The 25,799-nt window shown below is 72.3% G+C and carries 28 protein-coding genes and 1 pseudogene; 18 read left to right on the top strand and 11 right to left on the bottom strand.

The features are described 5' to 3' along the window. The first annotated feature begins 74 nt into the window (after positions 1-74). From ACFYZ8_RS08750 to ACFYZ8_RS08730, 5 genes are all read left to right on the top strand, one after another. Positions 75-1,091 (top strand): asparaginase, encoded by a 1,017-nt coding sequence (locus ACFYZ8_RS08750; RefSeq protein WP_359036928.1) that lies wholly within the window; start codon positions 75-77, stop codon positions 1,089-1,091. Between the two features lie 135 nt (positions 1,092-1,226). Next, positions 1,227-2,639, top strand: coding sequence for an aspartate ammonia-lyase (gene aspA / locus ACFYZ8_RS08745; protein ID WP_388531203.1), 1,413 nt, complete (start codon positions 1,227-1,229; stop codon positions 2,637-2,639). Between the two features lie 56 nt (positions 2,640-2,695). Beyond that, positions 2,696-3,625 carry a glutaminase gene (locus ACFYZ8_RS08740; protein ID WP_388531206.1) on the top strand — a complete coding sequence of 310 codons (930 nt, stop codon included), beginning with the start codon at positions 2,696-2,698 and terminating at the stop codon, positions 3,623-3,625. A gap of 84 nt (positions 3,626-3,709) precedes the next feature. Next, positions 3,710-5,113 carry a polyprenol phosphomannose-dependent alpha 1,6 mannosyltransferase MptB gene (gene mptB / locus ACFYZ8_RS08735; protein ID WP_388531209.1) on the top strand — a complete coding sequence of 468 codons (1,404 nt, stop codon included), beginning with the start codon at positions 3,710-3,712 and terminating at the stop codon, positions 5,111-5,113. Further along, the gene (locus ACFYZ8_RS08730) at positions 5,110-6,477 is read left to right on the top strand and encodes a glycosyltransferase 87 family protein (protein ID WP_388531213.1); all 1,368 of its coding nucleotides are present in this window, start codon (positions 5,110-5,112) and stop codon (positions 6,475-6,477) included. Before mptB ends, ACFYZ8_RS08730 begins: the two co-directional genes overlap by 4 nt. Before the next feature lie 83 nt (positions 6,478-6,560). Here the strand turns inward: ACFYZ8_RS08730 and ACFYZ8_RS08725 are convergent. Both ACFYZ8_RS08725 and ACFYZ8_RS08720 read right to left on the bottom strand, forming a co-directional pair. Further along, a pseudogene (locus tag ACFYZ8_RS08725) lies at positions 6,561-7,373 on the bottom strand (D-alanyl-D-alanine carboxypeptidase family protein); the annotation flags it as partial. A gap of 116 nt (positions 7,374-7,489) precedes the next feature. Next, on the bottom strand, positions 7,490-8,302 hold the full coding sequence (locus ACFYZ8_RS08720; RefSeq protein ID WP_359036938.1) for an IclR family transcriptional regulator: 813 nt from the start codon (positions 8,300-8,302) through the stop codon (positions 7,490-7,492). A gap of 278 nt (positions 8,303-8,580) precedes the next feature. Here ACFYZ8_RS08720 and ACFYZ8_RS08715 point away from each other — a divergent pair, with 278 nt between their 5' ends. The 5 genes from ACFYZ8_RS08715 to ACFYZ8_RS08695 are packed head-to-tail and all read left to right on the top strand — an operon-like array spanning position 8,581 to position 12,501. Then, positions 8,581-9,372: a transporter substrate-binding domain-containing protein gene (locus tag ACFYZ8_RS08715; protein WP_359036940.1), complete on the top strand. Its 792-nt coding sequence runs from the start codon at positions 8,581-8,583 to the stop codon at positions 9,370-9,372. 21 nt (positions 9,373-9,393) lie between these two features. After that, on the top strand, positions 9,394-10,131 hold the full coding sequence (locus tag ACFYZ8_RS08710) for an amino acid ABC transporter permease (protein WP_388531217.1): 738 nt from the start codon (positions 9,394-9,396) through the stop codon (positions 10,129-10,131). After that, the gene (locus ACFYZ8_RS08705) at positions 10,131-10,781 is read left to right on the top strand and encodes an amino acid ABC transporter permease (protein ID WP_388531219.1); all 651 of its coding nucleotides are present in this window, start codon (positions 10,131-10,133) and stop codon (positions 10,779-10,781) included. The genes ACFYZ8_RS08710 and ACFYZ8_RS08705 overlap by 1 nt, the downstream gene beginning before the upstream one ends. After that, the gene (locus ACFYZ8_RS08700; RefSeq protein WP_388531222.1) at positions 10,778-11,542 is read left to right on the top strand and encodes an amino acid ABC transporter ATP-binding protein; all 765 of its coding nucleotides are present in this window, start codon (positions 10,778-10,780) and stop codon (positions 11,540-11,542) included. The genes ACFYZ8_RS08705 and ACFYZ8_RS08700 overlap by 4 nt, the downstream gene beginning before the upstream one ends. Next, positions 11,539-12,501, top strand: coding sequence for a sugar kinase (locus ACFYZ8_RS08695; protein WP_388531225.1), 963 nt, complete (start codon positions 11,539-11,541; stop codon positions 12,499-12,501). Before ACFYZ8_RS08700 ends, ACFYZ8_RS08695 begins: the two co-directional genes overlap by 4 nt. Here ACFYZ8_RS08695 and rho read toward each other — a convergent pair. Together rho and ACFYZ8_RS08685 are read right to left on the bottom strand one after the other, a co-directional pair. Next, entirely contained in the window at positions 12,498-13,634 is a 1,137-nt protein-coding gene (gene rho, locus ACFYZ8_RS08690) for a transcription termination factor Rho (RefSeq protein ID WP_388531228.1), read from the bottom strand. The genes ACFYZ8_RS08695 and rho overlap by 4 nt on opposite strands. 241 nt (positions 13,635-13,875) lie before the next feature. After that, a complete protein-coding gene (locus tag ACFYZ8_RS08685) occupies positions 13,876-14,703 on the bottom strand; it encodes a class I SAM-dependent methyltransferase (RefSeq protein WP_388531231.1) in 828 nt (275 codons plus the stop codon). Positions 14,704-14,810: 107 nt separating this feature from the next. Between ACFYZ8_RS08685 and ACFYZ8_RS08680 the strand changes: the two genes are divergently transcribed. The 4 genes from ACFYZ8_RS08680 to ACFYZ8_RS08665 are packed head-to-tail and all read left to right on the top strand — an operon-like array spanning position 14,811 to position 17,219. Then, positions 14,811-15,479: a YciI family protein gene (locus ACFYZ8_RS08680; RefSeq protein ID WP_388531234.1), complete on the top strand. Its 669-nt coding sequence runs from the start codon at positions 14,811-14,813 to the stop codon at positions 15,477-15,479. After that, positions 15,476-15,817, top strand: a complete 342-nt coding sequence (locus ACFYZ8_RS08675; protein WP_388531237.1) for a YciI family protein — start codon at positions 15,476-15,478, stop codon at positions 15,815-15,817. Before ACFYZ8_RS08680 ends, ACFYZ8_RS08675 begins: the two co-directional genes overlap by 4 nt. After that, positions 15,814-17,097, top strand: coding sequence for an RNA polymerase sigma factor (locus ACFYZ8_RS08670; protein WP_388531240.1), 1,284 nt, complete (start codon positions 15,814-15,816; stop codon positions 17,095-17,097). The genes ACFYZ8_RS08675 and ACFYZ8_RS08670 overlap by 4 nt, the downstream gene beginning before the upstream one ends. After that, the gene (locus tag ACFYZ8_RS08665; protein ID WP_388531243.1) at positions 17,094-17,219 is read left to right on the top strand and encodes a hypothetical protein; all 126 of its coding nucleotides are present in this window, start codon (positions 17,094-17,096) and stop codon (positions 17,217-17,219) included. The genes ACFYZ8_RS08670 and ACFYZ8_RS08665 overlap by 4 nt, the downstream gene beginning before the upstream one ends. Positions 17,220-17,289: 70 nt before the next feature. Here the strand turns inward: ACFYZ8_RS08665 and ACFYZ8_RS08660 are convergent, their stop codons facing one another. Further along, positions 17,290-17,697, bottom strand: coding sequence for a nuclear transport factor 2 family protein (locus tag ACFYZ8_RS08660; RefSeq protein ID WP_388531245.1), 408 nt, complete (start codon positions 17,695-17,697; stop codon positions 17,290-17,292). A gap of 68 nt (positions 17,698-17,765) precedes the next feature. Here ACFYZ8_RS08660 and ACFYZ8_RS08655 point away from each other — a divergent pair, with 68 nt between their 5' ends. Next, on the top strand, positions 17,766-18,329 hold the full coding sequence (locus ACFYZ8_RS08655; protein WP_388531248.1) for a PadR family transcriptional regulator: 564 nt from the start codon (positions 17,766-17,768) through the stop codon (positions 18,327-18,329). A 5-nt stretch (positions 18,330-18,334) separates the two neighbouring features. Further along, positions 18,335-19,063 carry a class I SAM-dependent methyltransferase gene (locus tag ACFYZ8_RS08650; RefSeq protein WP_388531251.1) on the top strand — a complete coding sequence of 243 codons (729 nt, stop codon included), beginning with the start codon at positions 18,335-18,337 and terminating at the stop codon, positions 19,061-19,063. A 67-nt stretch (positions 19,064-19,130) separates the two neighbouring features. Here the strand turns inward: ACFYZ8_RS08650 and ACFYZ8_RS08645 are convergent, their stop codons facing one another. From ACFYZ8_RS08645 to ACFYZ8_RS08625, 5 genes are all read right to left on the bottom strand, one after another. After that, entirely contained in the window at positions 19,131-20,297 is a 1,167-nt protein-coding gene (locus ACFYZ8_RS08645) for a serine hydrolase domain-containing protein (protein WP_388531254.1), read from the bottom strand. 123 nt (positions 20,298-20,420) lie between these two features. Then, the gene (locus tag ACFYZ8_RS08640) at positions 20,421-21,389 is read right to left on the bottom strand and encodes an acetylxylan esterase (RefSeq protein WP_359036969.1); all 969 of its coding nucleotides are present in this window, start codon (positions 21,387-21,389) and stop codon (positions 20,421-20,423) included. Positions 21,390-21,489: 100 nt separating this feature from the next. Next, positions 21,490-22,074 carry a DUF3592 domain-containing protein gene (locus tag ACFYZ8_RS08635; protein WP_388531257.1) on the bottom strand — a complete coding sequence of 195 codons (585 nt, stop codon included), beginning with the start codon at positions 22,072-22,074 and terminating at the stop codon, positions 21,490-21,492. 142 nt (positions 22,075-22,216) lie between these two features. Next, positions 22,217-22,972 carry a ferredoxin reductase gene (locus ACFYZ8_RS08630; RefSeq protein WP_388531259.1) on the bottom strand — a complete coding sequence of 252 codons (756 nt, stop codon included), beginning with the start codon at positions 22,970-22,972 and terminating at the stop codon, positions 22,217-22,219. Continuing rightward, positions 22,965-23,570, bottom strand: a complete 606-nt coding sequence (locus tag ACFYZ8_RS08625) for a sulfite oxidase-like oxidoreductase (RefSeq protein ID WP_359036975.1) — start codon at positions 23,568-23,570, stop codon at positions 22,965-22,967. The genes ACFYZ8_RS08630 and ACFYZ8_RS08625 overlap by 8 nt, the downstream gene beginning before the upstream one ends. Positions 23,571-23,739: 169 nt before the next feature. On the opposite strand from ACFYZ8_RS08625, the gene ACFYZ8_RS08620 reads away from it, so the two are divergent. Next, complete coding sequence (locus ACFYZ8_RS08620) at positions 23,740-24,666, top strand: NADP-dependent oxidoreductase (protein ID WP_388531262.1); 927 nt, start codon at positions 23,740-23,742, stop codon at positions 24,664-24,666. Beyond that, a complete protein-coding gene (locus tag ACFYZ8_RS08615) occupies positions 24,663-25,373 on the top strand; it encodes a GNAT family N-acetyltransferase (RefSeq protein WP_359036978.1) in 711 nt (236 codons plus the stop codon). The genes ACFYZ8_RS08620 and ACFYZ8_RS08615 overlap by 4 nt, the downstream gene beginning before the upstream one ends. Here the strand turns inward: ACFYZ8_RS08615 and ACFYZ8_RS08610 are convergent. Continuing rightward, complete coding sequence (locus ACFYZ8_RS08610) at positions 25,370-25,795, bottom strand: MarR family winged helix-turn-helix transcriptional regulator (protein ID WP_388532100.1); 426 nt, start codon at positions 25,793-25,795, stop codon at positions 25,370-25,372. The genes ACFYZ8_RS08615 and ACFYZ8_RS08610 overlap by 4 nt on opposite strands. Positions 25,796-25,799: the final 4 nt, after the last annotated feature.

The raw sequence follows: 25,799 nt of genomic DNA, 5'->3' as shown, positions 1-25,799 counted from the left end.
CGCGCGCCCTCCGAACCCGAATCGACCGGCACGCACGCGTGACCCGCGTGACGTCCCCGGAGAAGCAGGAAGTGATGTCCAGCAGTTCCGTCGCGGCCGCACCCCTGGTCCGTGAACCCCTCCACGCCCCCGTCGCCCACCTCATCCGCGGTGGCCTGATCGAGGGCACCCACTACGGTTCCGTCGTCGTCCTGGACCGCGACGGGGACGTCCGCTTCCAACTCGGCGACATCGAGGCGGCGTTCTATCCGCGCTCCGCCCTGAAGCCGGTCCAGGCCGTCGCCATGGTCCGGGCCGGACTGCCCCTGGACGGCGAGCTCCTCTCGCTCGCCGCGGCCAGCCACTCCGGCGAGGAACGCCACCTCGCCGGGGCCCGGCGGATCCTGGAACTGGCGGGAGTCTCCGAGGACGCCCTGCGCAACGTCCAGGACATGCCGTACGGCCCGGCCGTCCGGGACACCTGGATCCGGGAGGGCCGCGCGCCCTCACGGCTCGCCCAGAACTGCTCCGGCAAGCACGCGGCGATGCTGTACACGTGCGTGCTCAACGACTGGCCTCTGGAGGGCTACCTCGATCCGGCGCATCCGCTCCAGCAGGCGATCGCCGAGATCGTCGAGGACCTGACCGGGCAGCGGATCGCCCGCGTGACCGTCGACGGCTGCGGCGCGCCCCTGTTCTCCGTCTCCCTGCACGGCCTCGCCCGGGCCGCCGCACGGATCACCTCGGCGGCCCCCGGCACGCCTGAGGCCCGGGTCGCCGACGCGATGCGGGAGCATCCGGAGATGGCGTCCGGGGCGGGGCGCGATGTGGCCGCGCTGATGAAGGCCGTGCCCGGGCTGCTCGCCAAGGACGGGTTCGAGGGTGTTCAGGTGGCCGCGCTTCCCGATGGGCGCGCGGTCGCCGTGAAGATCTCCGACGGGGCGGACCGGGCGCGGGTGCCGGTCGCCGCGGCGGCGCTCGCGTGGGCCGGGGTCTCGCCGGATCTGCTCACGGAGTTCCAGGGAGAGGCGCTTCTCGGAGGCGGCCTCGAGGTCGGGCGGGTGCGGCCCGTTCGTTCGCTGGAGCCAGTGGCCGTGTCTGCCTGCGCCTAGAACCCGGGCCGTCATGTCGTCGTGCGGCCGCGGGCCGGCCGTGGCGGGTCGCGCCCCGCGGCGGAGCCGCTGATGTCACAGCCCCGCGCCCCTCAAAGCACTTACCCGAGCCCCTTGAAGAAGAAGGACGCCCTCATGACCGCCGCCATCACTCGCCGTGAGCACGACCTGCTGGGCGACCGGGATGTTCCCGCCGACGCCTACTGGGGTGTGCACACCCTGCGGGCCACCGAGAACTTCCCCATCACCGGGACCCGGATCTCCGCCTACCCCCACCTGATCGACGCCCTGGCCGCCGTCAAGGAGGCCGCCGCCCTCGCCAACGAGGAGCTGGGGCTGCTGGAGCCGAGGAAGGCCGCGGCCATCGTCGAGGCGTGCCGGGAGATCCGGGACGGCAAGCTGCACGACCAGTTCGTCGTCGACGTGATCCAGGGCGGTGCCGGCACCTCCACCAACATGAACGCCAACGAGGTCATCGCCAACCGGGCGTTGGAGCTGCTGGGGCACCAGAAGGGGCAGTACTCGTTCCTGCATCCCAACGAGGACGTCAACCTGGGACAGTCGACCAATGACGTCTACCCGACCGCCGTCAAGATAGCGACGGTCTTCGCGGTACATGGACTGCTCAAGGCGATGGCTGTACTGCAGGACGCGTTCGCCCGTAAGGCCGTCGAGTTCCGCGATGTGCTCAAGATGGGCCGTACACAGTTGCAGGACGCGGTCCCGATGACGCTGGGTCAAGAGTTCTCCGCCTATGCCGTCATGATGGACGAGGACCGGTCCCGTCTTGACGAGGCCGTCGAGTTGATCCATGAGATCAACCTGGGAGCCACGGCCATCGGGACAGGACTCAATGCTCCCGCCGGTTACGCCGAGTCGGCCCGCCGGCACCTCGCCGAGATCACCGGGCTGCCGCTGGTCACCGCCGCCAACCTGGTCGAGGCGACCCAGGACTGCGGCGCCTTCGTCCAGATGTCCGGCGTGCTCAAGCGGATCGCGGTCAAGCTCAGCAAGAGCTGCAACGACCTGCGGCTGCTGTCGTCCGGACCGCGCGCGGGCCTCGGGGAGATCAACCTGCCGCCGGTACAGGCCGGTTCGTCGATCATGCCCGGCAAGGTCAACCCGGTGATCCCGGAGGTCGTCAACCAGGTCGCCTTCGAGGTGATCGGCAACGACGTGGCCATCACCATGGCCGCGGAGGCCGGACAGCTCCAGCTCAACGCGTTCGAGCCGATCATCCTGCACTCCCTCTCGGAGTCGATCACCCATCTGCGCGCCGCCTGCCTCACCCTCGCCGAGCGGTGTGTGGACGGCATCACCGCCAACACCGAGACACTGCGCCGGACGGTCGAGAACTCCATCGGCCTGGTCACCGCCCTCAACCCGCACATCGGCTACACGGCCGCCACCGACATCGCCAAGGAAGCCCTCGCCACGGGCCGCGGTGTGGCCGAACTCGTCCTGGAGAAGGGCCTGTTGCCCGCCGAGACGCTGGCCGACCTGCTGCGGCCGGAGGTCCTCGCGGGCAGCGGCTCCCCGTCGGCCTGAGACTCCCCACCTGTGGTGATACGCGCCAGAACCGGCCCGGAGGCACAATAGTGATCATGACAACGACGTCGTCGCTCACGTTCCAGCCGGTCCTGGAGCGCATCGCCGAGGAGATCGGCCGCACCCCGGGGCGCGGCCGCGCGGCCGACTACATCCCGGCGCTCGCCGCCTGCGACCCGCGCAGCTTCGGCATGGCCGTCGCGGAGCTGGACGGCACGGTGTACGGCGTCGGCGACTGGCGCGAGCCGTTCTCGACCCAGTCCCTCACCAAGGTCTTCACCCTCGCCCTCGACCTGGCCCGCGAGGGCGACGAACTCTGGGAGCACGTGGGCCGCGAACCCTCCGGCAACCCCTTCAACTCCCTGGTGCAGCTGGAGTACGAGAACGGCATCCCGCGCAACCCGTTCATCAACGCGGGCGCCCTCGTCGTCACGGACCGCCTCCACAGCCGTACCGGAGACGCGGCGGGCGAACTGCTGTCGTTCCTGCGCGAGGAGAGCGGCAACCCGGCGCTGGACTTCGACGAGGAGGTGGCCGCCTCCGAGTCAGCCCACGGCGACCGCAACGCCGCCCTGGCCCACTTCATGGCCGCGTACGGCAACATCGACAACGACATCCCGGTCCTGCTCGACCAGTACTTCCGCCAGTGCTCGGTCAGGGCGTCCTGCGCCGACCTGGCCCTCGCCACCGGCTTCCTGGCCCGCCACGGCATCCGCGCCGACGACAGCCGCCTGCTGAGCCGCAGCCAGGCCAAGCAGATCAACGCGATCATGCTGACCTGCGGGACGTACGACGCGGCGGGCGACTTCGCCTACCGGGTGGGCCTGCCCGGCAAGAGCGGAGTGGGCGGCGGGATCATCGCTGTGGTGCCGGGCCGCTGCACGCTCTGCGTGTGGAGCCCGGGCCTGGACGAGCGCGGCAACTCGGTGGCGGGGGTGGCGGCCCTGGACAGGTTCACGACGCTGACGGGTCTTTCGGTGTTCTGAGGCGGCGGCCCCGACTACGCACCGGTCACACCCCGGTCGCCACCACGTCGCCTTCCAGCCACCCACGACTGACACGCTGCCGATGTGTTGGCCAACGTTCCCGTCGATCTTCGCCGCTGCCAGATCCTCGGTCTGGTCGGCACCGCCATCCTCGCCGCGGGCGGTGAGACCGCAGGAGCGCTCCCCGTCCGCGAACTCCTCACCCCGGCCTCGCCCCAGGCCGCACTGGGGCTGGTCGGCGCCTACTTCGGCGTCGTCCTCCTGATCGCGGCCTGGCTCCTCCTCGGCCGCCTGGTCCGCAGCCCCGACGAGCGGCCCGGCACGCGCGAGCTCATGGCCGTCCTCGTCATCTGGTCGCTCCCGCTGCTGCTCGCCCCGCCCCTGTTCAGCCGTGACGTCTACAGCTACCTCGCGCAAGGCGCCATGGCCGACGCCCACATGGACGTCTACACCCACGGCCCCGCCCTGCTCGGCGGCCCCCTCGCGGACGAGGTCGCCCCGATGTGGCGCGACACCGGCGCCCCGTACGGCCCGGTGTTCCTCGGCGTGGCCTCCGCACTGGCCAAGGCGTCCCGCGGTGAACTGCCCGCCGGCCTGTTCGGGATGCGGCTCGTCGCCCTGCTCGGCGTGGCCCTCATGGCCGCCGCCCTGCCCCGCCTGGCCCGCCACAGCGGCGCCGACCCGGCCGCCGCGCTCTGGCTGGGCGCCCTCAACCCGCTCGTGCTGCTCCACCTGGTCGCGGGCGCCCACAACGACGCCGTCATGCTCGGACTGCTCGGCCTCGGCCTGGTCGCCGCCCTGGGCCGGTGGCCGGTCCTGGGCGCCGTACTCGTGACGCTCGCCGCCCTGGTCAAGGCCCCCGCCGTCCTGGGGCTCGCCGCGATCGTCGTGCTGCGCGTCCGGGCCGGCGACCGTCCGGCGAAGGCGGTCCTGACGGCCGCCGTCACGGCCACCGCCACCACCATCGCCGCGACAGCCGTGACGGGCACCGGCTACGGCTGGATCGGTGCCCTCGACACCCCCGTGTCGTCCGGGAACTGGGCCCTCACCAGCCTCCTCGGCCGTGCCACCGGAGCCCTGCTGGAACGGCACGGCAGCGACCTGGCCCCGCTGGCCCTCCCCGCCTGGCACGCCCTCGGGGTCGTGACCGCCATCGCCGTCATCGGCCACATATGGCTGCGCCTGCGTCCGCGGCCCGTGTACGCCCTCGGCCTGAGCCTGGCCACCGTCGCCGCCCTCGGCCCGGCGATCCGGCCCTGGTACGCCCTGTGGGGCCTGTTCCTCATAGCGGCCGCCGCGCCCAGCGCCTCGGTACGGCACCGGGTGGCCGCCGTGACGGGTGTGCTCGCCCTCGCCACGCTCCCGAGCGGCGGCCCGGCCGACGCCGGGCAGCTCGTCCTCGCCGTCTCCGGAGGCGTGCTCGCCCTGGTCGTACTGGTCCAGGCCCACCAGACGGCTCAGGCCCCGGTGACGGGACACGCGGCATGAGGACACCGACCACGGACCGCGGCCGACTGCTGCTGGTCCTCGCCGCCGTCACCGCCGTCACCGTGTTCACGGCGACCGTGCCGCTGCTGCGCGACTGGTTCGACCTGCGCGTCTACCACGGGGCCGTCGACACCTGGGTCCACCACGGCGGACGGCTCTACGACTACCGGGTCCCGGGGACGGCGTACGGCTTCACCTATCCGCCGTTCGCGGCCGTCGCGATGCTGCCGATGGCCCTGCTCGGCCTGCACGCGGCGATCATGGTCGGCCTGCTGCTCAACCTGGCGGCGCTGGCCGTGGTGATGCGCCTGCTCACCGGCCGGGCCTGGCGGCGCTACGGCTGGTACGGCTGTGCCCTGGCCGCCTGCGCGCTGGCGCTGTTCGAACCGCTGCGGGACACCTTCAGCTTCGGCCAGGTCAACCTGCTGCTGCTGGCGCTCGTCCTCGTCGACGCGTGGCTGCTCGCGACGGGCCGCGAACGCCGGGCCGGGATCGCCATCGGGCTGGCCGCCGCGGTGAAACTGACGCCGGTCCTCTTCATCGGGCTGCTCCTGGTCGCCCGGCGCCGCCGGGCCGCGGCGGTCGCCACGGTGGTGGCTCTGGCGGCGACGGGTCTCGCGGCCCTCGTGGCGCCGGACGCCTCGCGCTTCTACTGGACCGACGCCCTGTGGGACACGAGCAGGGTCGGCCGCCTGGACTACGTCTCCAACCAGTCGCTCCAGGGCATCCTGGCCCGGCTCGGCGAGACGGACCGCGCGGTGTGGGCGGTGGCCGTGCTGCTCACCCTCGGCGTGTGGGCCGTACGGGCGCGGCGGGCAGCGGCGGCCGGGGACTGGGCGGCCGCGTTCGCGCTGACCGGGCTGACCGCCTGCCTGGTCAGCCCGATCACCTGGGTGCACCACCTGGTGTGGCTGCTGCCGTCCTTCGCCGTTCTCGTGCGCGGAGGGCACCCACGGATCGCGGGCGCCCTCTACGCGGTGATGTGCACCAGTGTGGTGTGGCTGTGGTTCGACGACGCGTCGGGCGTCGACGGCTTCCTCGGCAGCAACATCTACACCTGGATCACGCTCGGCCTGCTGCTGTGGCTTCCGGTGGGTCAGCGCCGTGCCGCGGGCCCGAACCGGGACCGCAGTGCCAGTGCCATCGAGCCCGCGCCGAGCCCGGCCGCGCCCAGGATGGCCCAGGTCTCCAGCCAGCCGGGCCCTCTGTGCTGCGACGAAACGGCCGCAGCGACCGGCACCGCCTCGGGTCCCGGCCGGGACACCGCCCGCGGCCTGGCCCGCAGCGCGTCCAGCGAGCCCACCGGATCCACCCGCCCGGCCGCCCCGAACCCCCAGTCGAGCAGCTCGCGCGCCTCCTCGTAGACCGCGAAGCCACCGCCCTCCTGAGGGTTCATCACCGTGACGACCAGCGTCCGGCCGCCCCGGCGGGCGGCGGCGACGAGCGTGTTGCCGGCGTGACTCGTGTAGCCGTTCTTGATGCCGATCAGGCCGGAGTAGCGCTCCACGCCGTCGGCGCCGGTCAGCAGCCGGTTGGTGTTCTGGATGCCGTACGACCACCCGCCCCGGCCGGGGAACTTCGCCTCGGCCGTGCCGCAGTACCGCGCGAAGTCCGGGTTGCGCAGCCCTGCCCGCCCGAACACCGCGAGGTCGTACGCCGAGGAGACCTGGCCCGGGGTGTCGTAGCCGTCGGGGGAGCGGACGTGGGTGTCCCGGGCGCCCAGGGCGCGTGCCTTGGACTGCATCCGGGTGGCCGTCGCACGCCAGCCGCCGCTGAGCCGGGCCAGGACGTGCACGGCGTCGTTCCCGGAGTTGAGGAAGACCCCGCGCCACAGGTCGGCCACCCGGTAGGTCTCTCCCTCGGCGACCCCGACGAGGCTGCTGCCGGGCTCGATGTCCGCGAGCTCCTCCTCGCTGACCGTGTGTCTGAGGCCGCCCGGCAGCACCGGCAGGACGGTCAGGGCGAACAGGGTCTTGAGCGTGCTGGCAGGCGGCAGTCTGCGGTGGGCGTCGTGCGCGGCGAGGACCTCCCCGCTGTGGGCGTCGGCCACCACCCACGACAGCGCGGACACCTCCGGGAGCCGGGGCGCGCCCCGGTGCGGGCGGACCTGGGTGCCGGAGCGGTACAGCAGGGCGGGTGACGCGGCCGCGGCCCGTGGTCCGCCGGGTGCGTCGGGGTCGGAGCCCGGGTGGGCGGCCGCTGTCGCGGAAGCGAACACCAGCAGGCCCGTCGTGCACAGGGCGCAGGCCGAGACGGCCATCCGGGAGGGAAATCCGATAGTCATACTGCAAAGCTAGGAACGGACCCGCCCTGGACCGCGCTGGCCGGGCCGAGGGGCGCACGCGAGCACCCGGATGCCGCACGCCGCCCGGGGTGTCAGTCCTGTGCGGGCTCCGCCGTCGTGCCACCGAGGTCGGCGGTGATGGTGCGGGTGGCGGACATGAGCAGGGCGCCCAGCTCGGGGAGGCGTTCGCGGGTGACCCGGGCCGCGGGCCCCGAGATGCTGACGGCCGTGGTGACCGCGCCGGTGTGGTCGTGGACCGGGGCGGCGACACAGCGGATGTCCTGCTCGTTCTCCACGTCGTCCACGGCGTAGCCGCGCCGGCGGATGAGGTCGAGCTCGGCGCGCAGGCGGTCGGGGGAGGTGATGGTGGCCGGGGTGCGGGCCGGCATGCCCGCCGCGATCACGCCGTCGACCACGTCGTCCCCGGAGTGCGCGAGGAACACCTTGCCGGTGGCCGTGCAGTAGGCGGGCAGCCGGCCGCCGATGCGGGAGTGCATGCGCACGGCGCGCGGGCTCTCGACCTTGTCGATGTAGACGATCTCCGGTGGGTCGAAGCTCACCAGGTGGACCGTCTCGCCGCTCTCCTCGGCGAGCCGGTGCAGCACGGGGGCGGTGATCTGCCGGGTGTCGCGCCGCTCCAGATAGGCCTGGCCGAGCAGGGCGTTCTGGGGCCCCAGCCGGTAGCGGCCCGACTCGGGGTCCTGGTCCACCAGCCGCACGTCCTTGAGCGGGGCGACCAGCCTCAGCACGGTGCTCTTGCTCAGCTCCAGACCGGCGGCCAGGTCGGTGAGCGTGGCGCCGTGCGGATGGCTCCGCTCCTCGGCCAGGTACATCAGGATGCCCAGGGCGCGGCGCAGGGAGGAGGAGGCGTTGCGGCGGGGAGAGGTGTCGTCGTCATCGGCCATACGCGCATCTTACGTGCTGCATAGCAAAACGACGTGTCACATATTGAAATCGATGGTTGACGGGCTCGAAAGTCCGGCGCTAGCTTCTGCGCAACGCAATTGCGAAACGTTGTTTTGCAATGCAGAACCTCGCTGCCAGTCTCCCTGGTGAACCTCACGTGCGATCGACGTCGATCGCCCCCCTCCTCGCCCTCCCCGCCCCCGTGTGTGCCCCCGAAGGGTGTTCCCTCATGAGATTCCGTCACCGTACCCGCTCTTTGATGGTGATTTGCGCCAGTGTGACCGCCGCCGCATCCCTGTCCGCGTGCAGCTCCGCCGGCGGCACCACCGCGGGCAACTCCGCGCAGTCCTCGACCCTCCAGCAGGTCATCAAGCGCGGCACGCTCAACGTGGCCAGCTGCCTGACCTTCCCGCCCTTCGGTTCGCTGAGCAAGGACAACAAGCCGCAGGGCTTCGACGTCGACGTCGCCACCGCGATGGCCACCGCCCTCGGCGTCAAGGTGAAGGTCGTCGACACGACCTCTGCCAACCGCATCCCGAACCTGCAGACCAAGAAGGTCGACGCGGTCGTCTGCAACTTCACCACCACCGCCGAGCGCGCCAAGCAGGTCTCCTTCAGCGACCCGTACATCGTCGCGGGCGAGACACTGCTGGTGAAGAAGGCCAGTGGCATCTCGACGATCAAGGACCTCACCGGCAAGACCGTCGCCGTCACCAAGGGCTCCACCAACGGCGACGCCGTCAAGGCCGGCAACCCCCAGGCGAAGATCCAGGAGTACGACACCTCCGCCGCGGCCGTCCTCGCGGTCAAGCAGGGCCAGGCCGACGCCATGGTCGAGGACTCCAACTTCCTCAACTACCAGGCCAAGCTGGACCCCTCCCTCAAGGTCACCAAGGACTCCGTGGTGCCGCTGGAGTACAACGGCATCGGCGTCCAGCTCGGCGACCCCACCTGGCTGCAGTGGGTCAACACCTGGCTGCGCGAGTTCAACACCTCCGGCCAGTCCGACGCCCTCTACAAGAAGTGGTTCGGCGTCAGCCGCCCGTTCCCGCTCAACCCCTCGTACTGAACGGCCCGTTGAGGAGTACGCATGCTCACCGACTGGGAGTACGCCCTGCGGGACTGGCCCACCTACCTCGACGCGGCCTGGCTGACGCTGCGCCTGTCGCTGGAGGCCTTCGCCCTCGCGTGTGCCCTCGGCCTGCTCGGCGCCGCCGCCCGCAGATCCCGTCACCTGGTTCTGCGGGCCCCGGCCGCCGTCTACGTCGAGGTCCTCCGCAACACCCCCGTCCTGCTCCAGATGTTCGTCGCCTACTTCGCCCTGCCCTCCGCGGGGCTCAGGCTCAGCCCCGTGGAGGCCGGCGTCCTCGCCCTCGGCGTCAACGTCGGCGCCTACCTCACCGAGATCTTCCGAGCCGGCATCCAGGCCGTGCCCGGCGGCCAGCGCGAGGCGGCCCGGGTCCTGGCCCTCGGCCCCGCCCGCACCTTCGTCCACGTGGTGCTGCCACAGGCGCTGCGCAACGTCTACCCGGCCGTGATCAACCAGCTCGTGCAGATCATCCTCGGCTCGTCGCTGCTGTCGGCGATCTCCGTCCCCGAACTCACCGGCACGGCCATGGTCATCAACTCCCGAACCCTGCTGACGGTCCAGGTCTTCGGCATCGCCGCGGTGTGCTACCTGATCCTGACCAACCTGGTCGTGCTCGCGGCCGGACTCGTCGGCCGGGTGGCCTTCAAGCCGCCGCTGCGCCCCGCCGCCGTACGTCCGAGGCCGCTGGACGCCGTACGCCGACTGGTGCCCGCGCTCCCTCGTCGTAAGGAGGCCTGATGGACTGGTCGGTCATCTGGTCCAACCGTGCCCTGTACCTCGACGGGCTGTGGGCCACCGTGCTGCTGTCCCTCGCGGCCATCGCCACCGGCACGCTCGTCGGCCTGCTGGTCGCGGCCGTACGCACCAGCCGCATCCCGGTCCTCGCCCAAGTCGCCCGCGGCTACCTGGAGGTGTTCCGCGGGACGCCGCTGCTGATCCAGATGCTCTTCATCTACTTCGGAGCGGCTTATCTGAGCGGGTTCGCCATCAGCGTCTTCGGCGCGGCCCTGCTCGCCCTCACCCTCTATCAGGGCGCCTACATCGCGGAGGTCTTCCGCGCCGGCATCGAGGCCGTCCCGCGCGGTCAGTGGGAGGCCTCCCGGGTGCTCGGTCTGAGCCGGACGCAGACCTTCGGCGGGGTGATCCTGCCGCAGACCCGGGCGATCGTGCTGCCGCCGCTGGTCGGCCAGTACCTCTCCCTGATCAAGGACACCTCGATCGCGGTGGTCATCGGCTACGTCGAACTCGTCCGCCAGGGCCAGGCCGTCATCGACCGCGTGGGCGACCCGACGTCGTCGTATCTCGCCGTCGCCGTCCTCTACTTCGTCATCTGCTATCCGCTGTCGGTCCTGGTACGGCGGATGGAGAGAAAGGCTGTCACCGCATGACGACCACGACCACGGACCGGGGGGTCGCGAGCGCCCGCGTCTCCCTTTCCGCCGTGCACAAGAGCTTCGGGGACCTGGAGGTCCTCAAGGGTGTCGACATCGAGGTCGAGCCCGGTGAGGTTGTCGTCCTCATCGGGGCCAGCGGCTCCGGCAAGTCCACCCTGCTGCGGATCATGTGCGACCTGGAGCGCGCCGACAGCGGCGAGGTGTGGGTGAAGGACGTGCCGCTGCACGACCGCAAGCGCGCGCCGGAGATCTTCGGCCAGGTCGGCATGGTCTTCCAGCAGTTCAACCTGTTCCCGCACAAGACCGCGCTGGGCAACGTGACCCTCGCGCTGTCCAAGGTGCGCAAGCTGGCCAGGGCGGAGGCCGAGGAGCGTGGGCGGGCCGCGCTGGCGCGGGTGGGTCTCGCCGACAAGGCGGACTCCTACCCCGCGCAGCTCTCCGGCGGGCAGCAGCAGCGGGTCGCCATCGCCCGTGCGCTCGCCATGGACCCGGCGATCATGTTCTTCGACGAGCCGACCTCCGCCCTCGACCCCGAGCTCGTCGGCGAGGTCACCGGTGTCATGCGCTCGCTCGCCGAGGAGGGCATGACGATGGTCGTCGTCACCCACGAGATGCGGTTCGCGCGGGACACCGCCGACCGGGTCGTCTTCATGGACGGCGGGGTCGTGCTCGAACAGGGCACGCCGGAGCAGGTGTTCGGCAGCCCCGCCGAGGCACGCACCCAGCAGTTCCTGCACCGGGTGCTCGACACGTGAGGGCTCGCGAGGCCACGGAGGTCGTCTGCCTCGGCGAGACCATGGCCGTCCTCGTCCCGCCCGGACAGGAGCCGCTGGAACGGCAGCACGTCCTGCGCCTGGAGGTCGGCGGCGCCGAGTCCAACGTGGCCTGCGGGCTCGCCGCCCTGGGCCACCGCGTGGCCTGGGTGAGCCGGGTCGGCGACGATCCGCTCGGCCGGCGCGTCCTGGCGGACCTGCGAGGCCGTGGGGTCGACGTCCGCGGTGTCGAGACCGACCCGGACCGCCCGACCGGCGTGTACTTCAAGGACCCCGGCACGATGGGCACCGGCACGTACTACTACCGCAGGGGCTCCGCGGCCACCCGCATGGGCCCCGGCCTCGCGAAGGCGTGCCACGCCCCGCTGCTGCACCTCAGCGGCATCACCATGGCCCTCTCGGACAGCTGCGCGGAGCTGGTCGCGGAGCTCGTGGTCCGCAGGGCCGTGCCGGGTGCGACCGTCTCCTTCGACGTCAACCACCGCCCGGCCCTGTGGAGACACCGGGACCCGGCGACGGCCCTGCTGGAACCGGCCCGCAGCGCCGACATCGTCTTCGTCGGACGGGACGAGGCGGAGACCCTCTGGGGCACGGCCAAGCCGGAGGAGATCCGCGACCTGCTCGCCCCGGCCGCCGTCATCGTCGTCAAGGACGCGGAACACGGTGCCACGGCGTACACCGCCGACGGCGGGGAGGTGTTCGTGGCCGCACCCGAGTCACGGATCGTCGAACGCGTGGGCGCGGGGGACGCCTTCGCGGCCGGATACCTCGCGGCCCACCTCGAAGGCGCAGAGGTGGCGGTCGCCCTGCGCCTCGGCCATCTGATGGCCGCCGCCGCCCTGGCCACCGGCGGCGACGTGCCCACGGCACCGGACCGGGCCGAACTCGACCGGCTCCTCACCCTCGGTGAACAGGAGTGGCAGGCGCTTCGGCTGGGCTAGCCGGAGGGCAGCGTCGGCTGGATCCGCCGCAGGAACGTCGCGTTGTCCGGGGTCTCGCGCATCCGCTGGAGAAGCGTCTCCAGGTTGCCCTGGCCGTCTCCGCTCTGCAGAACCCGCCGCAGTCCCCGTACGGCGGTCAACTCCGCCGGAGACAGCAGGAGTTCCTCGCGGCGGGTGCCCGACGGGTTGATCGCGACGGCCGGGAAGACGCGCCGGGAGGCGAGTTCGCGGTCCAGGCGCAGCTCCATGTTGCCGGTGCTCTTGAGCTCCTCGAAGTAGAAGTCGTCCGCGCGGGAGCCGGTCTCCACCAGGGCGGTGGCGAGGATGGTCAGCGAGCCGCCCTCCTCGGCGAGCCGGGCGGCGCCGAAGAACTTCTTCGGCCCGATCAGCGCGGTCGCGTCGACACCGCCGCTGAGGGTGCGGCCGTTGCCGGGGGCCGCGTTGTTGTGGGCCCGGCACAGCCGGGTCAGCGAGTCGAGCAGGATCACCACGTCCTCGCCGGCCTCGACGAGCCGCTTGGCCCGCTCGATCACCAGCTCGGCGAGCGCGATGTGCTCCTTGGGCGTGCGGTCGAACGTCGAGGCGTACACCTCGCCGTGCACCGAGCGCCGCATGTCGGTGACCTCCTCGGGGCGTTCGTCGAGCAGCACCACCATCAGGCGGCACTCGGGGTGGTTGCCGGCGACGGCGGCCGCGATCTGCTGGAGCAGCACGGTCTTGCCGGTCTTGGGCGGGGCCACGATCAGCCCGCGCTGCCCCTTGCCGACGGGTGCGATCAGATCGGCGACCCGGCCGGTCAGCGCGGCCGCGGGGTGTTCGAGCCGGATCCGCTCACGCGGGTGCAGCGGGGTGAGGTCACGGAAGTGACGGCGGTTCCCGCCGGGCGTACGGCCGTTGACGCGGGCGACCTCGGTGAGGGCGCGCTGGGCGCCGCGCACCCCGTCGACGACGTCTCCCTTGCGCAGGCCGAACCTGCGGATCAGGGCGGGGGAGACCTGGAGGTCGGAGGGCGAGGACAGCAGACTCGCGGCGCGCAGGTGACCCTTCCCGCCGGCGTCGATGTCGAGGACGCCGGTGACGGCGCGCACCGGGGTCTGCTGCTGTACGGGAGGGTTTTCGAGTGTGGTGGTCATGATGGTGGGTCCTTTCACGGACGGCAGGTGCATGAGACATGCGGAAGGAAGGGGAGAAGCCGCGCGGGGAAGGCGGACAGCGCCTTCGGGCGGCGGGAAACAACACCTCGGGTACGGCGGAACCGCTGTGAGTGAGGTGGTGCTGAGAAGCCGGCCGGTCGACCGGCGATCTGAGAGAGAACTGGCACCGGCGCCCTCGAACGGGCGTACACAAGTGCTAGCTGGACGGTACCACGGAGGTTCAGCGCGTGGCGAGGAGTCCGTAGAGAAGGGGGATCCGCGGCTCGGGAAGCCGCCACCAGCCGGACGCCGTGCGGGTCATCCGCGGCCAGCGCGGCCACGGCAGCTCATCGCTCTCGCGCAGCCCGCGCACACTCAGTCCCGCACCGGTCAACGCGTTGACGACCTCTCCTATTCCGTGCATCCACTCGAAGCTCTCCGTGGCACCGTCGACGGCCGGTCCGTCGGTGTAGGTGTGCGTCGCGTCCCGGCGGACGGGGCCGTCGCCGCCCAGGTAGTCGTGGCGCAACAGCAGCTCGGGTCCTTCGTCCGGAGCGGGCTTCGGGCCCAGGGAGTTGGGCAGCGGATGGAACTCGACCACGTACAACGTCCCGCCGGGGCGCAGGAGTCGAGCGACGACCTCCGCCCACCGCGCCAGGTCGGGGAGATAGCACAGGGCGCCCTTGCCGGTGTACACCACGTCGAACTGCCGTCCCCGCAGGGCCTCGACGGCGTCGTACACATTCGCCCGCACATACTCGACGTCCGTACCGGCCCGCGCCGCGATGCCCTGAGCGGCCGCGACGGAGGCCGCCGAGAAGTCGAGGCCCACCGCCCGGGCCCCACGACGCGCGAGGGCCACCGTCTCCGTGCCGAGATGGCACTGGAGGTGCAGCACGTCACGGCCGGCCAGCGGGCCGAGGTCCTCCCACTCGAAGGGGGCGAACCAGCGCTCGGGATCGAGGTCCTCGTCGAGGCCGTAGAACCGGCTGGCGAGGTGGACGGGGGTGCGGGCGTCCCAGTTGGCCTGGTTGACCCGCATCAGCCGCGCGTGCTCGTCGGACGTCATGAGCCCATCCAATCGCGAACCGCACCTTTTTCCGTGCGCCCGTGTCGATTCGGGCCGGCCCCGTTCGTCGGGTGGGTGTAGGAAGCTCATGAGGACCGGGAGGATCCATGAAGTACATGCTGCTCGTCTGCGGCGACGACACCAACGACGCCTCGGGGACGGCCCCCGTCGAACCCTGGGTCGAGGAGCTCGGCGACCGCCGTGTACGTCTGCACGGGCACCGGCTCGCCCTGCCCGCCGACGCGGTCACCGTGCGGGTGCGCGGCGGCGAGGTGCTGCGCACCGACGGGCCGTTCGCGGAGACCAAGGAGTACGTCGCCGGCTTCGACATCCTGGAGTGCGACAGCCTGGAGGAGGCGGTCGAGGCGGCCGCGAAGCACCCCGTGGCGACGATCGGCGCCATGGAGGTGCGGCCGTTCTGGGAGGACGAGGACGCCGAGGGGCAGATCCGCCGCCTCGACACCGAACTGACGGAGGCGGCCCGCACGGGGGACGTCGAACGGACTCTCGCCTGCTACGCACAGGACGCGGAGATCGTGGCCGAGGGCCGGCACCACAGGGGCGTGGAGGAGCTCCGCAAAGCCCTCGCCGAGACCTCCGGCGAGCCGGTCGTCCGCGAGGTCCTGGAGTTCCGGATCCACGTCGACGAGAGCGTCGCCTTCGGTCACGCCCTCGTCCGTACCGACGGCAGGCTGCTGCGCGTCACCACCGGCTACCGCAACCCCGGTCCGCACTGGCTGATCGCCCACCAGCACGTCACGGAGGCCACGTCATGAAGTACGCCCTGCTGATCTGCACTCCCGTCGCCGGCGAGGAACTCAGCCCCGCCGAGGTCGCCGAGGACCCCCGCTTCACCTCCTACATCGGGGAGGTCCGCGGCCGCGGCCTCGTCAAGGGCGGCGCCCGGCTGCGCCCCGCCTCCGACGCCACCACCGTGCGTGTCCAGGGCGACGAGGTCCTGCTCACCGACGGCCCGTTCATCGAGTCGAAGGAGTACATCGCGGGCATCGACATCATCGAGGTCGCCGACCTGGACGAGGCAATCTCCCTCGCCTCCCGGCATCCGGCGGCGCTCGGCGGCGGTTCGGTGGAAGTGCGGCCCGTGTGGGAGTGACGCCGCAGGAAGCCGTCGCCGCCGCCTTCCGCGAGGAGTGGGGCCAGGTCGTCGCCACCCTGATCCGGGTGACCGGCGACTGGGACCTCGCCGAGGAGTGCGCGCAGGACGCCTTCGCCCAGGCCCTCGACCGGTGGCGGCGCGACGGCGTCCCGCGCCGCCCCGGCGCCTGGCTGACCACGACCGCCCGCCACCGGGCCATGGACGTGCTGCGCCGGGAGGCCGTCGGGGCGCGGAAACTACGGGAGGCGGCGATGCTCACGGCGCCCGAGGAGCCGTACGACGACGGCGGGGTCCAGGACGACCGGCTGCGCCTGATCTTCACCTGCTGCCACCCGGCGCTGCACATCGAGGCCAGGGTTGCCCTGACCCTGCGCACCCTCGCCGGACTGACCACACCCGAGATCGCCCGCGCCTTCCTCGTCCCCGAGGCGACCATGGCGCAGCGCCTGGTGCGCGCCAAGAAGAAGATCCGCAACGCCGGCATCCCCTACCGCGTACCGCCCGCCCACCTCCTGCCCGAGCGCACGACCGGGGTGCTCGGCGTGATCTACCTGCTGTTCAACGAGGGGTACGCGGCCACCTCGGGCGCCGATCTCGTACGACGGAACCTGTGCGCGGAGGGCATCCGGCTGGCCCGTGTCCTGGCCCGCCTCATGCCCGACGAGCCCGAGGCCCTCGGCCTGCTCGCGCTGCTCCTCCTGCACGACGCCCGCCGCGGGACCCGGGTGGACGCGGACGGCGAACTGGTGACGCTGGAGGACCAGGACCGCACGGCGTGGGACCACGCGGAGGCGGAGGAGGGCGCCGCCCTGCTGGAGAGGGCACTGCGGCGCGGCCGTCCCGGGCCGTACCAGATCCAGGCCGCCATCGCCGCCTGCCACACCACGGCCGCGACGGCGCGGGACACCGACTGGGCCGATGTCGCCGCGCTGTACGGCGAGTTGGTGCGCATCGTGCCCTCGCCCGTGGTCCGCCTCAACCGGGCGGTCGCCGTCGGCATGGCCGAGGGCCCCGACGCGGGCCTGGCACTGGTCGCGGAGCTGGAGCGGGAGGGCGAGCTGAGCGGCTACCACCTGCTCCCGGCCACCCGCGCCGACCTGCTGCGCCGCAGCGGCCGTACGACGGAGGCGGCCCTGGCGTACGAGCGGGCGCTGGAGCTGGTGGAGAACGACGCGGAGCGGAGGTTTCTGCACAAGCGGCTCGCGGAGTGTCGATCCGCCCAGGAGCCGTTCGTCGGTGGGGCGAGGACAACACCACGACACCGGAGGCCCCGATGACCGCTCGCCCGCTCACCTGCCCCGCCGGCCGGCTCCGTCGCGCCCTGGCCGCACTGCTGCGCGAGCCCCGCCCCGCCGCGGCACCGGATGTGCGGCCGGCCGGCCTCCGCCTCGGAGGCTGACCGGGGGCCGCCGCCGGGCCCCACCGCGCGACGACCATCGCGGGCCCGTTGGCCCCCGCACCACCCGGAGTCAGGAGGCGGACCCCGCCCTCGCCTCCGCCTCCTTCGCGATCTCCTCGAACTGCGCCCCCATGGCCGCCGCGAGAGCCTGCGCGCCCGACAGCGGACGGACCATCACCATCAAACGGTCGATCAGGCCGTGGTCGTCGAGATGGATGAAGTCGCAGCCGTCCAGCGCCCGTTCGCCGACCCGGGTCGCGAACACCAGCGCGTGATCGCGGCCGTCCTCGCTGCTGAGCTCGCTGACATAGCGGAAGTCCTCGAAGACCTTGACGACCGCGCCCAGGATCGCCGCCGTGATGGTCCTGCCCTCGTACGGCTTGAACACCACCGGACTCGTGAAGACCACGTCCTCGGCGAGCAGTGCCTCGACAGCCCCGAGGTCGCCCGCTTCCACCGCTTCTCGGAACGCTCGCATCGAGCCTCCATAATCAATTTATTGAGTAGGTGTGGAGTAGATTAATCACCCGCTGCTAGCCTGTCCATATGTCGCTCAAGTACGCCGTCCTGGCCGCCCTGCTGGAGGGCGAGGCCTCGGGCTACGAACTGTCCAAGGTCTTCGACGTCTCCCTGGCGAACTTCTGGCCCGCGACACCTCAGCAGCTCTATCGCGAGCTGGAGCGACTGGCGGGAGAGGGGCTGATCGAGGCGCGCGTGGTGCAGCAGGAACGCAGGCCGAACAAACGGCTGTTCACGCTCACCGAGACCGGCCGGCACGAGCTGAGCGCCTTCGCCGCCGAACCGCCCCGCAGGCCGGCCGCCCTCCGCGACGAGTTCCTGATCAAGATCCAGGCCATGGACACCGTCGAACCCGAGGTCACCTGGGAGCTGCTCGAGGAGCGCATGGCGTGGGCCGGCGCCAAACTCGCCCGTTACCAACGGGTCAGGGAGAGATTCCTCGACGGCCGCACCGAGGAGCAGTACCTCGCGGAGACCGAACGGATCGGCCCGTACCTCACGCTCATGGGCGGAATCGCCCTCGAAACGGAGACCGTCCGCTGGTGCGAGCGCGCTCTTGCCGTCCTCAAACGCCGTGCTCCCCTAAGCTGACGCGGATGTTCAGCCCAGAAGGCCCCAGCCTCCGCGAACTCACGGTCCAGGCGCTGTCGTCCGTCGAGCGCGGCTACGACCTGCTCGCCACCAAGTTCGACCACACCCCCTTCCGTACGCCCGACCCGGTGCTCGACGCCGTCGCGTCCGCGCTGCGCCGGATGGGCCCCTTCGACGCGGGGCTCGACCTGTGCTGCGGCACCGGGGCCGGGGCCCGGGTGCTGACGCGGGTCTGCCGGGACAGCGTGACCGGGGTCGACTTCAGCGCCGGCATGCTCGACGTGGCCCGCAGGCGGACACGGTCCAGGGGGCCGCGCGTGTCCTGGGTACGGGGTGACGCGCGCGCCCTGCCGTTCGCCCCCGCCTCCTTCGACCTCGTCGTGAGCTTCGGGGCCTTCGGCCACTTCCTGCCGCGCGAGCTGCCCGGCCTGTTCGCCCAGGCCCGCGAGGTGCTCCGGCCGGGCGGCTGCTTCGCCTTCCCGGTCGTCGCCCCACCCCGTCCGTCGACTCCCGCCTACTGGATGCTCCTCGGCTTCGACGCCGTGATGCGCGTGCGCAACGCCCTGTGGCGGCCGCCGTTCGTCATGTACTACCGGGCCTTCCGGCTCGCGGACGTGCGACGGGAACTGGAATGGGCCGGGCTCCGGGTGGAACTGCACGCCCTGCCGGAGTTCGGCGTGCGCCGGGACGGCAGCCCGCGGGTCCGGATGGTCGTGGCGAGGCGGCCGGTGTAGCCGGTGCGGATGTCCGACTTGCACGGCCCCGGACACCTGCCAGGTCCTTCGGCTGCCCGGCCCACCGTCACAGGGCGCTGTACAAGGCGTCGACCAGCGCCATCTTCCGCGGATCGTCGGCGATGTGCGGACCCATCCGGTTCATCACATAGCCCAGCGCGACCCCGGCCTCCGGATCGGCCAGCCCGCACGACCCGCCGAAGCCGTCGTGGCCGAAGGCCCGGGGGTTGGGGCCGTACGAGCCGTTCGGGCCGCTGAGCCACAGTCCGAGCCCGAGCTCCGTCTCACTGTCGAGCCCCGCGCCCAGCACCAGGTCACGGCACTTGCCCTGGCTCTCACGGACCCGCTCGGCGGCCTCGGGGGACAGGACGCGGTGGCCGTCGTGGGAACCGCGGCCCGCGAAGATCCCGTAGAGCGCGGTGACGGCCCGGGCCGTGCCGTGGCCGTTCGCGGCGGGGATCTCGGCGGCCCGCCACTCGGGCGTGTTCGCCTCCGCGGCGCCCGCCACCGGGTTGGTGAGGGCGGCGATGGCCGCAGGTGCCAACTGGGCGAAGACCGCCGCCTGTTCGCTGGTCGACACGGCCGGCGGATGCACCAGCTCGGCCGCGCGCCCGGCCTCCTTCTCCGGCAGTCCGACGGTGAAGTCGATGCCCAGCGGCCCTGTCACCTCACGCTCCAGGAAGGCGCCCGGGAGCAGACCCGAGACCCGCCGGACGACCTCGCCGACCAGGAAGCCGTAGGTGAAGGCGTGGTACCCGGAGACCGTGCCCGGCTCCCACCAGGGCTCCGTCGCCGCGAGCCGCCGTGTCGTCAGCTCCCAGTCGAAGAGCTCGGCGAGGGAGTGCGGCTCGCGCAGTCCGGACAGCCCGGCCCGGTGCGAGAGCAGGTGCCGTACCAGGACCCGCTCCTTGCCCGCCGCGGCGAACTCCGGCCAGTAGGCGGCCACCGGCGCGTCGAAGTCGAGCAGGCCCCGGTCGGCGAGGATGTGGGCGCACAGGGCCGTCGGGCCCTTCGTCGTGGACCACACGTTGACCAGCGTGTCGCGCTCCCAGGGGCGGGTGCGGGCCGCGTCGGCCCAGCCGCCCCACAGGTCCACGACCGTCTCACCGTCGACCGTGACGCTCACCGCGGCGCCGAGCTCGGCACGGTCCCGGAAGTTCTCCTCGAACGCCGCCCGTACCGCCGTGAAGCGCTCGTCGCAGTGGCCGTGAACAGTCGGCCGGTACTCGGACATGGGTCCTCCGTCGTCGCCGGAAGCCCGGACCGCGGCACCGCGACCCGGGTGCCGTGAACATACCGACTGGTCGGACCGGAGGGAAGGTTCCCGGCGGACTCCCGGAGAGGACTTCGGCCGGACTCAGGCGTACGAACGCAGCCAGCGCAGCTTCGCCGCCTCCTGGTAGGGGCCGCCGCCCTCGTGGTCGTTGAAGTCGTAGACCTCGATCGCCTTGTCGTCGTGGCCCCAGGCGTTGAAGGCGGCGAAGACGGTGGAGGGCGGGCAGGTCTGGTCCTCGAGGGCCGCCGAGAAGAGCGCCGGGGTGCGGCCGCGGCTCGCGAAGTGCACGCCGTCGAAGTAGGCGAGGGTGCGCAGGACGTCCTCGGAGCGGCCGCGGTGCGTCTTGAGGTACAGGCCTATCTCCCGGTACGGGTGACGGTCCGTCAGGGTCGCCGCGCGCGGGAAGTCGCACAGGAACGGCACGTCCGGAGCGACCGCCGCCAGGTCGGGCACCAGGCCGCCGACCGCGATGGAGATGCCCCCGCCCTGGCTGCCGCCGAGCACGACCGTGCGCGCCGGGTCGGTCAGCGGGTGCGAACGGGCCGCCTCCACCGCACGCACGCCGTCGGTGAACACCCGGCGGTAGTAGTAGTTCTCGGGGGCGTCGATGCCCCGCGTCATGAACCCGGGGTACGCCGGCGCGCCGGCCACCGGGTCCGCGGTGCCGCCACCGCCGCCCCAGGCGCTGCCCTGACCGCGGGTGTCCATCACGAAGTGCGCCCGGCCCGTCGACGCCCACAGCAGATGCTGGTGCGGCAGGCCGCGGCCGCCGCCGTATCCGATGAACTCCACGACCACCGGCACCGGCGCCGAGACCTCGGCGGGGATCGTGAACCAGCCCTTGACCGGGTGGCCGCCGAACCCGGCGAACGTCACGTCGTACACCTTCACCGTGGACAGGCCCGTGTCGACGAGTTCGAAGCGGGCGTCCAGGTCGTGCGCGCGGGCCTCCTGAAGGGTCTTGGACCAGAACGCGTCGAAGTCCTCGGGCTCGGTGGACTCGCTGCGGTAGTCGCGCAGCTCGTCGAGGGGGAGGTCGAACAGGGCCATGTAGGACCGCCTTCGCGAAAGAACAGTGCCGGATGATCACACCGTACGTGTGTGGTCGGACGAATCGCCAGGCCTTTGGATCACCGGCGTCCGGCGGCGTTCAGGCCCGGCGGCGGGTCCACTGCGGTTCGGTGAGGGCCCAGTCCCGTTCCCACTCGGCGAGCCGGTGGCGCATCGCCGCTCCGCGGACCAGCGAGTGGCCGAGGAGGATCACCGCGATCGTGGCTCCCGCGCCGCAGGCCCCCATCGCCAGGGTGTGCTGCCAGACAGCGGTCTCGTCCGGCGGCGGAGCGACGCTGCGGCCCTCGGCGTCGAACCACACGTCGACCTTCTCGCCCTGGTCGGTACCCGACGGAACCCGGGCGGTGGCCGTCCTCGTGCCGCCCTCGGCCTGCGTCCAGCGCACCGTCACCCGGTAGGAGCGCTCCCGGCCGGCCTGGACCGCGGGCGGCGAGTCCGGGACCCTGCCGACGACCTCGGCGCGGACCCGGTGGCGTTCGGAGCGCTGCTCGGCCGCAACGGCCCGGGCGTCGTCATGGGCCCACCAGCCCACGAGCGCGCCGACCAGCGGGGCACCCAGCAGCATCAGCACGGCGGCGGCCAGCACCGTCCAGGCCTCGACGACGTCCGACCGGCGCCTGAGCGGATTGCGCCGCCAGCGCCAGCCGCGCACCCGGGTTCGCATGTCGACCTCCGCACGACGCACCCCTGCGAGTGGTCACACAGATGTAGTACCCCGCCATCCGCGTCGTTCACGTGTGGGGCGGCCCACATACGCAGGCGGCGCGCATAGGCCCGTAGGCCCGCGGTGCACAGGCGCGCCGGGGTCAGCCGAAGCGTTCGATCCGGATACGGTCCACCGGCTGACCGGCCTCCACCAGCAGCCGCGAGGCATGCTCGGCGAACGCGTTGGATCCGCACACATAGGCCTCCCACCCACCTTCGGGCTGCTCGGCCAGGAGGGGCGCCACATGGGCGGCCGACATACGCCCGATGGGCACCCCGCCCGGCGCGCTCCGTGTGAACACGGGGGTCGTCTCGGCGCCGAACTCCCGCGCGTAGATGAGCTCCTCGGGGCTGCGCGCCGACACCAGCAGCCGCAGCGGCACGTCCAGGCCGCGCGCCCGGTGGTGCCGCACCATCGACATCAGCGGTACGACCCCGGAGCCGGCCCCGACCAGCAGCGCGGGCCGGTCACCGGGCCAGGCGAAGAACCCGCTCAGCGGCCCGCGCACCTCGACCGCGTCACCGGGCTCGGCGACCGTGTGGAACCAGCCCGAGACCTCACCGCCCTCGACGTGATCCAGGGTCAGCTCGATGTGCCCGGAGTCCTCCGGCGGCGAGGCGATCGAGTAGTGGCGCTGGGCCGTGTAACCGTCCTCGGCGGTCAGCCGCAGCATCAGATGCTGCCCGGGCAGATGCCCCTGCCAGCCGGGCACCGCGAAGCGGAACGTGGACGCGTACGGGGTCTCCCGGCGGACCTCGGTGAGCGTGGCGGTCTGCCACACCGAGGCGGCCCGGTTGCTGACGGCGATACGCCCGGGCACCGCGAACCGGGTGACGGGGGCGAAGGTCTCAGTCACCGGAGTACCTCTGCTCCTCCCACGGGTTGCCCCGCGCGTGATAGCCGTTCTGCTCCCAGAAACCGGGCTCGTCGTGGTCGAGCAGGGTCAGCCCCGCGACCCACTTGGCGCTCTTCCAGAAGTACAGGTGCGGCACCAGCAGCCGCGCCGGACCGCCGTGTTCGGCGGGCAGCGGCTTCCCGTCGTACTCCCAGGCGATCCAGGCCCGCCCGCCGGTCAGGTCCGCGAGCGGCAGGTTCGTGGTGTACCCGGTGTGCGAGTAGGCGACGGCATGGGTGGCGGAGCCATGGGGCCGCACCACATTCAAGAACGCGTCCAGCGACACACCCGCGAAGCGCACCCCGAACTTCGACCAGCTCGTCACGCAGTGGATGTCACCCTCGTAGGCCGACCCGGGCAGCGCGTGCGCCTCGTCCCAGTCCCAGGTGCGCGGCTGTTCGACCAGTCCGTCCACCCGGAATGTCCAGTCGGCCGGTGACAGGTCCGGGGTGACCTCCGCGGAGAGGACGGGCCAGTCGTCGCCGGCGTCGTACTGGCCCGGTGGCAGCCCTGCGTTGTGAACGCGGGGGCGCCCGGTGAAGCCTCGGGTGACGTTCATGATTCCACCGTACGCTGTCGTCGCGCGTGCTCCGTCCCAGGTCAGTGCCCCGATCATTGCGGCCGTATGAACACCGCGCGGGAGCGGGAATAGCCGCCGCGCGCCGCTCCTTGGCGCTGGAGTGCCGGGCCGGTGTCCCGGTGGCAGCGCGAGGAGAGGGAGGAAGCAGATGCCCAAGGCGTACGTCTTCACGCGGTACGGCGGACCGGAGACCGAGGCGTTCGTGGACGTGGACCGGCCCCGACCCGGCCCCGGCCGGCTGCTGGTGGCCGTCCGCGCGGCGGGCGTGAACCCCGTGGACTGGAAGCAGCGCAACGGCTACCGCCGCCCCGGCGAGAGCGGTGAGCGGGTCTTCCCCGTCGTCTTCGGCAACGAGGTCTCCGGAGTCGTCGAGGAGATCGGGGAGGGCGTGGACGGGTTCGCCGTCGGGGACGAGGTCTTCGGCACCGCGGTGGCCGGGGGCTACGCCGAGTACACGCTCGTGCCGGCCGCCATCGCCGCGCACAAGCCCGCGGAGCTGTCCCACCCGGTGGCCGCCACCTTGCCCGTCGCCGCCGCGACCGCGTACGACGGCATACGCCAGCTCGGTCTGCCCGCCGGCGCCACGCTGCTGGTGACCGGCGCGGGCGGGGGAGTCGGCGCCGCGGCCGTCCAGATCGCCCGCGCCTTCGGTCTGCGCGCGGTCGGTGCCGCGAGCGAGGGCAAGAAGGACTTCGTGGAGTCGCTCGGCGCCGTCCACGTCCCCTCCGGGCACGGCTGGGCGGAGCGGGCCCGGGCGGCCGCACCGGACGGTTTCGACGGGGTGTACGACCTCGTAGGCGGCGAAGTGCTCGCCGAGGCCGCCGAGTTGCTCACCGACCGGACGAAGCTGATCACCGCCGGCGCCCCGGAGGAGGACGTCCGGCGGCTCGGCGGTGCGCGCGTGACGCGGGCCCGCAACGCGGCCGTACTCGAGGAGGTCGCGCGGCTCGTGGTCGACGGCGACCTCGACCCCCACATCACCGAAACGTTCCCCCTCGACAGGGCGGCCGACGCGCTGCGCACGGTCGAGGACGGCCACGCCCGCGGCAAGACGGTCATCGAGGTCGCCCGATGAGCGCCGGCGTGCCGCACGTCCTCGACAACCCGGCCCTCGCCTCCCTGACCGGCCCGCACGCCCACTTCGCCGAGAAGCGCGGCCGGGTCCTGCGCTACCCCGTCGACGTCTCGCCGTGGCTGGCCATGCCCGACGAGCCCGACGACGGCGACTGGGCCGACCTCGCGGCGCTCGCGGGCCCCGGCGCCGAGGTGCCGCTGACGGGATTCGTGGGGCGGCTGCCGCAGGGCTGGGACGTCACCTTCCAGGTGGACGGCGTGCAGTTCGTGGACGACGGTCTCGCCGCCGCGCCCGACCCGGAGGCGGTCCGCCTCGGACCCGACGACGTGCCCGAGATCCTCGACCTGATCGCCCGCACCCGGCCCGGGCCGTTCCTGCCCCGCACCATCGAGATGGGCACCTACCTGGGCATACGCCGAAACGGCGCCCTCGTCGCGATGGCGGGGGAGCGGCTGCACCCGCCGGGCTGGACCGAGATCAGCGCGGTCTGCACCGACCCCGCCGTCCGCGGCCAGGGCCTCGCCACCCGCCTGATCCTCGCCGTCGCCCACGGCATACGGCAGCGTGGCGAGACGCCGTTCCTGCACACCGGCGCCGGAAACACCCAGGCCATCCGGCTCTACGAGGCCCTCGGCTTCCGGCTCCGGCGCACCACCGCCTTCCTCGCCGCACGGGTGCCCGAGCGGTTGGCGGAGGCGGTGTCCTAGAGGTCGTCGCCCGGACCGGGCCAGGCGTTGTAGCGCACGAGGTAGCCGGCGAACCGCTCCAAATCCTCCTGCGGCCAGTCCGCGAGCCGCTCACCCACGGCCGCGCGGCGGCTCACGGTGACCCGGCCCAGGATGCGCCGGCCGGCCTCGGTCAGATGCAGCACCTGCACCCGGTGGTCCTGCGGGTCCTGGCGCCGCTCGATGAGGCCGGCCCGCTCCAGGGCGGCGACCTGGCGGCTCACCGTGGACTTGTCCAGGGCGTAGTGGGCGGCCAGGTCGGTGGCGCGGCAGCCGTCACGCTCCTCCAGATGTCCGAGCAGGGTGTACGAGACCAGCGACAGCTCGGGATGCAGTCGGCCCGCCGAGGCCCGGGCCCGTCGCGCGAAGACCGTCATCTCGCGCTGGATCGTCTCCACGGCCATGGCT

It is taken from the genome of Streptomyces sp. NPDC001668, from assembly GCF_042893155.1.
GTDB lineage: Bacteria > Actinomycetota > Actinomycetes > Streptomycetales > Streptomycetaceae > Streptomyces.
The sequence above is the reverse complement of the archived record's forward strand: the minus strand, read 5'-3'. Positions and strand labels throughout refer to the sequence as shown.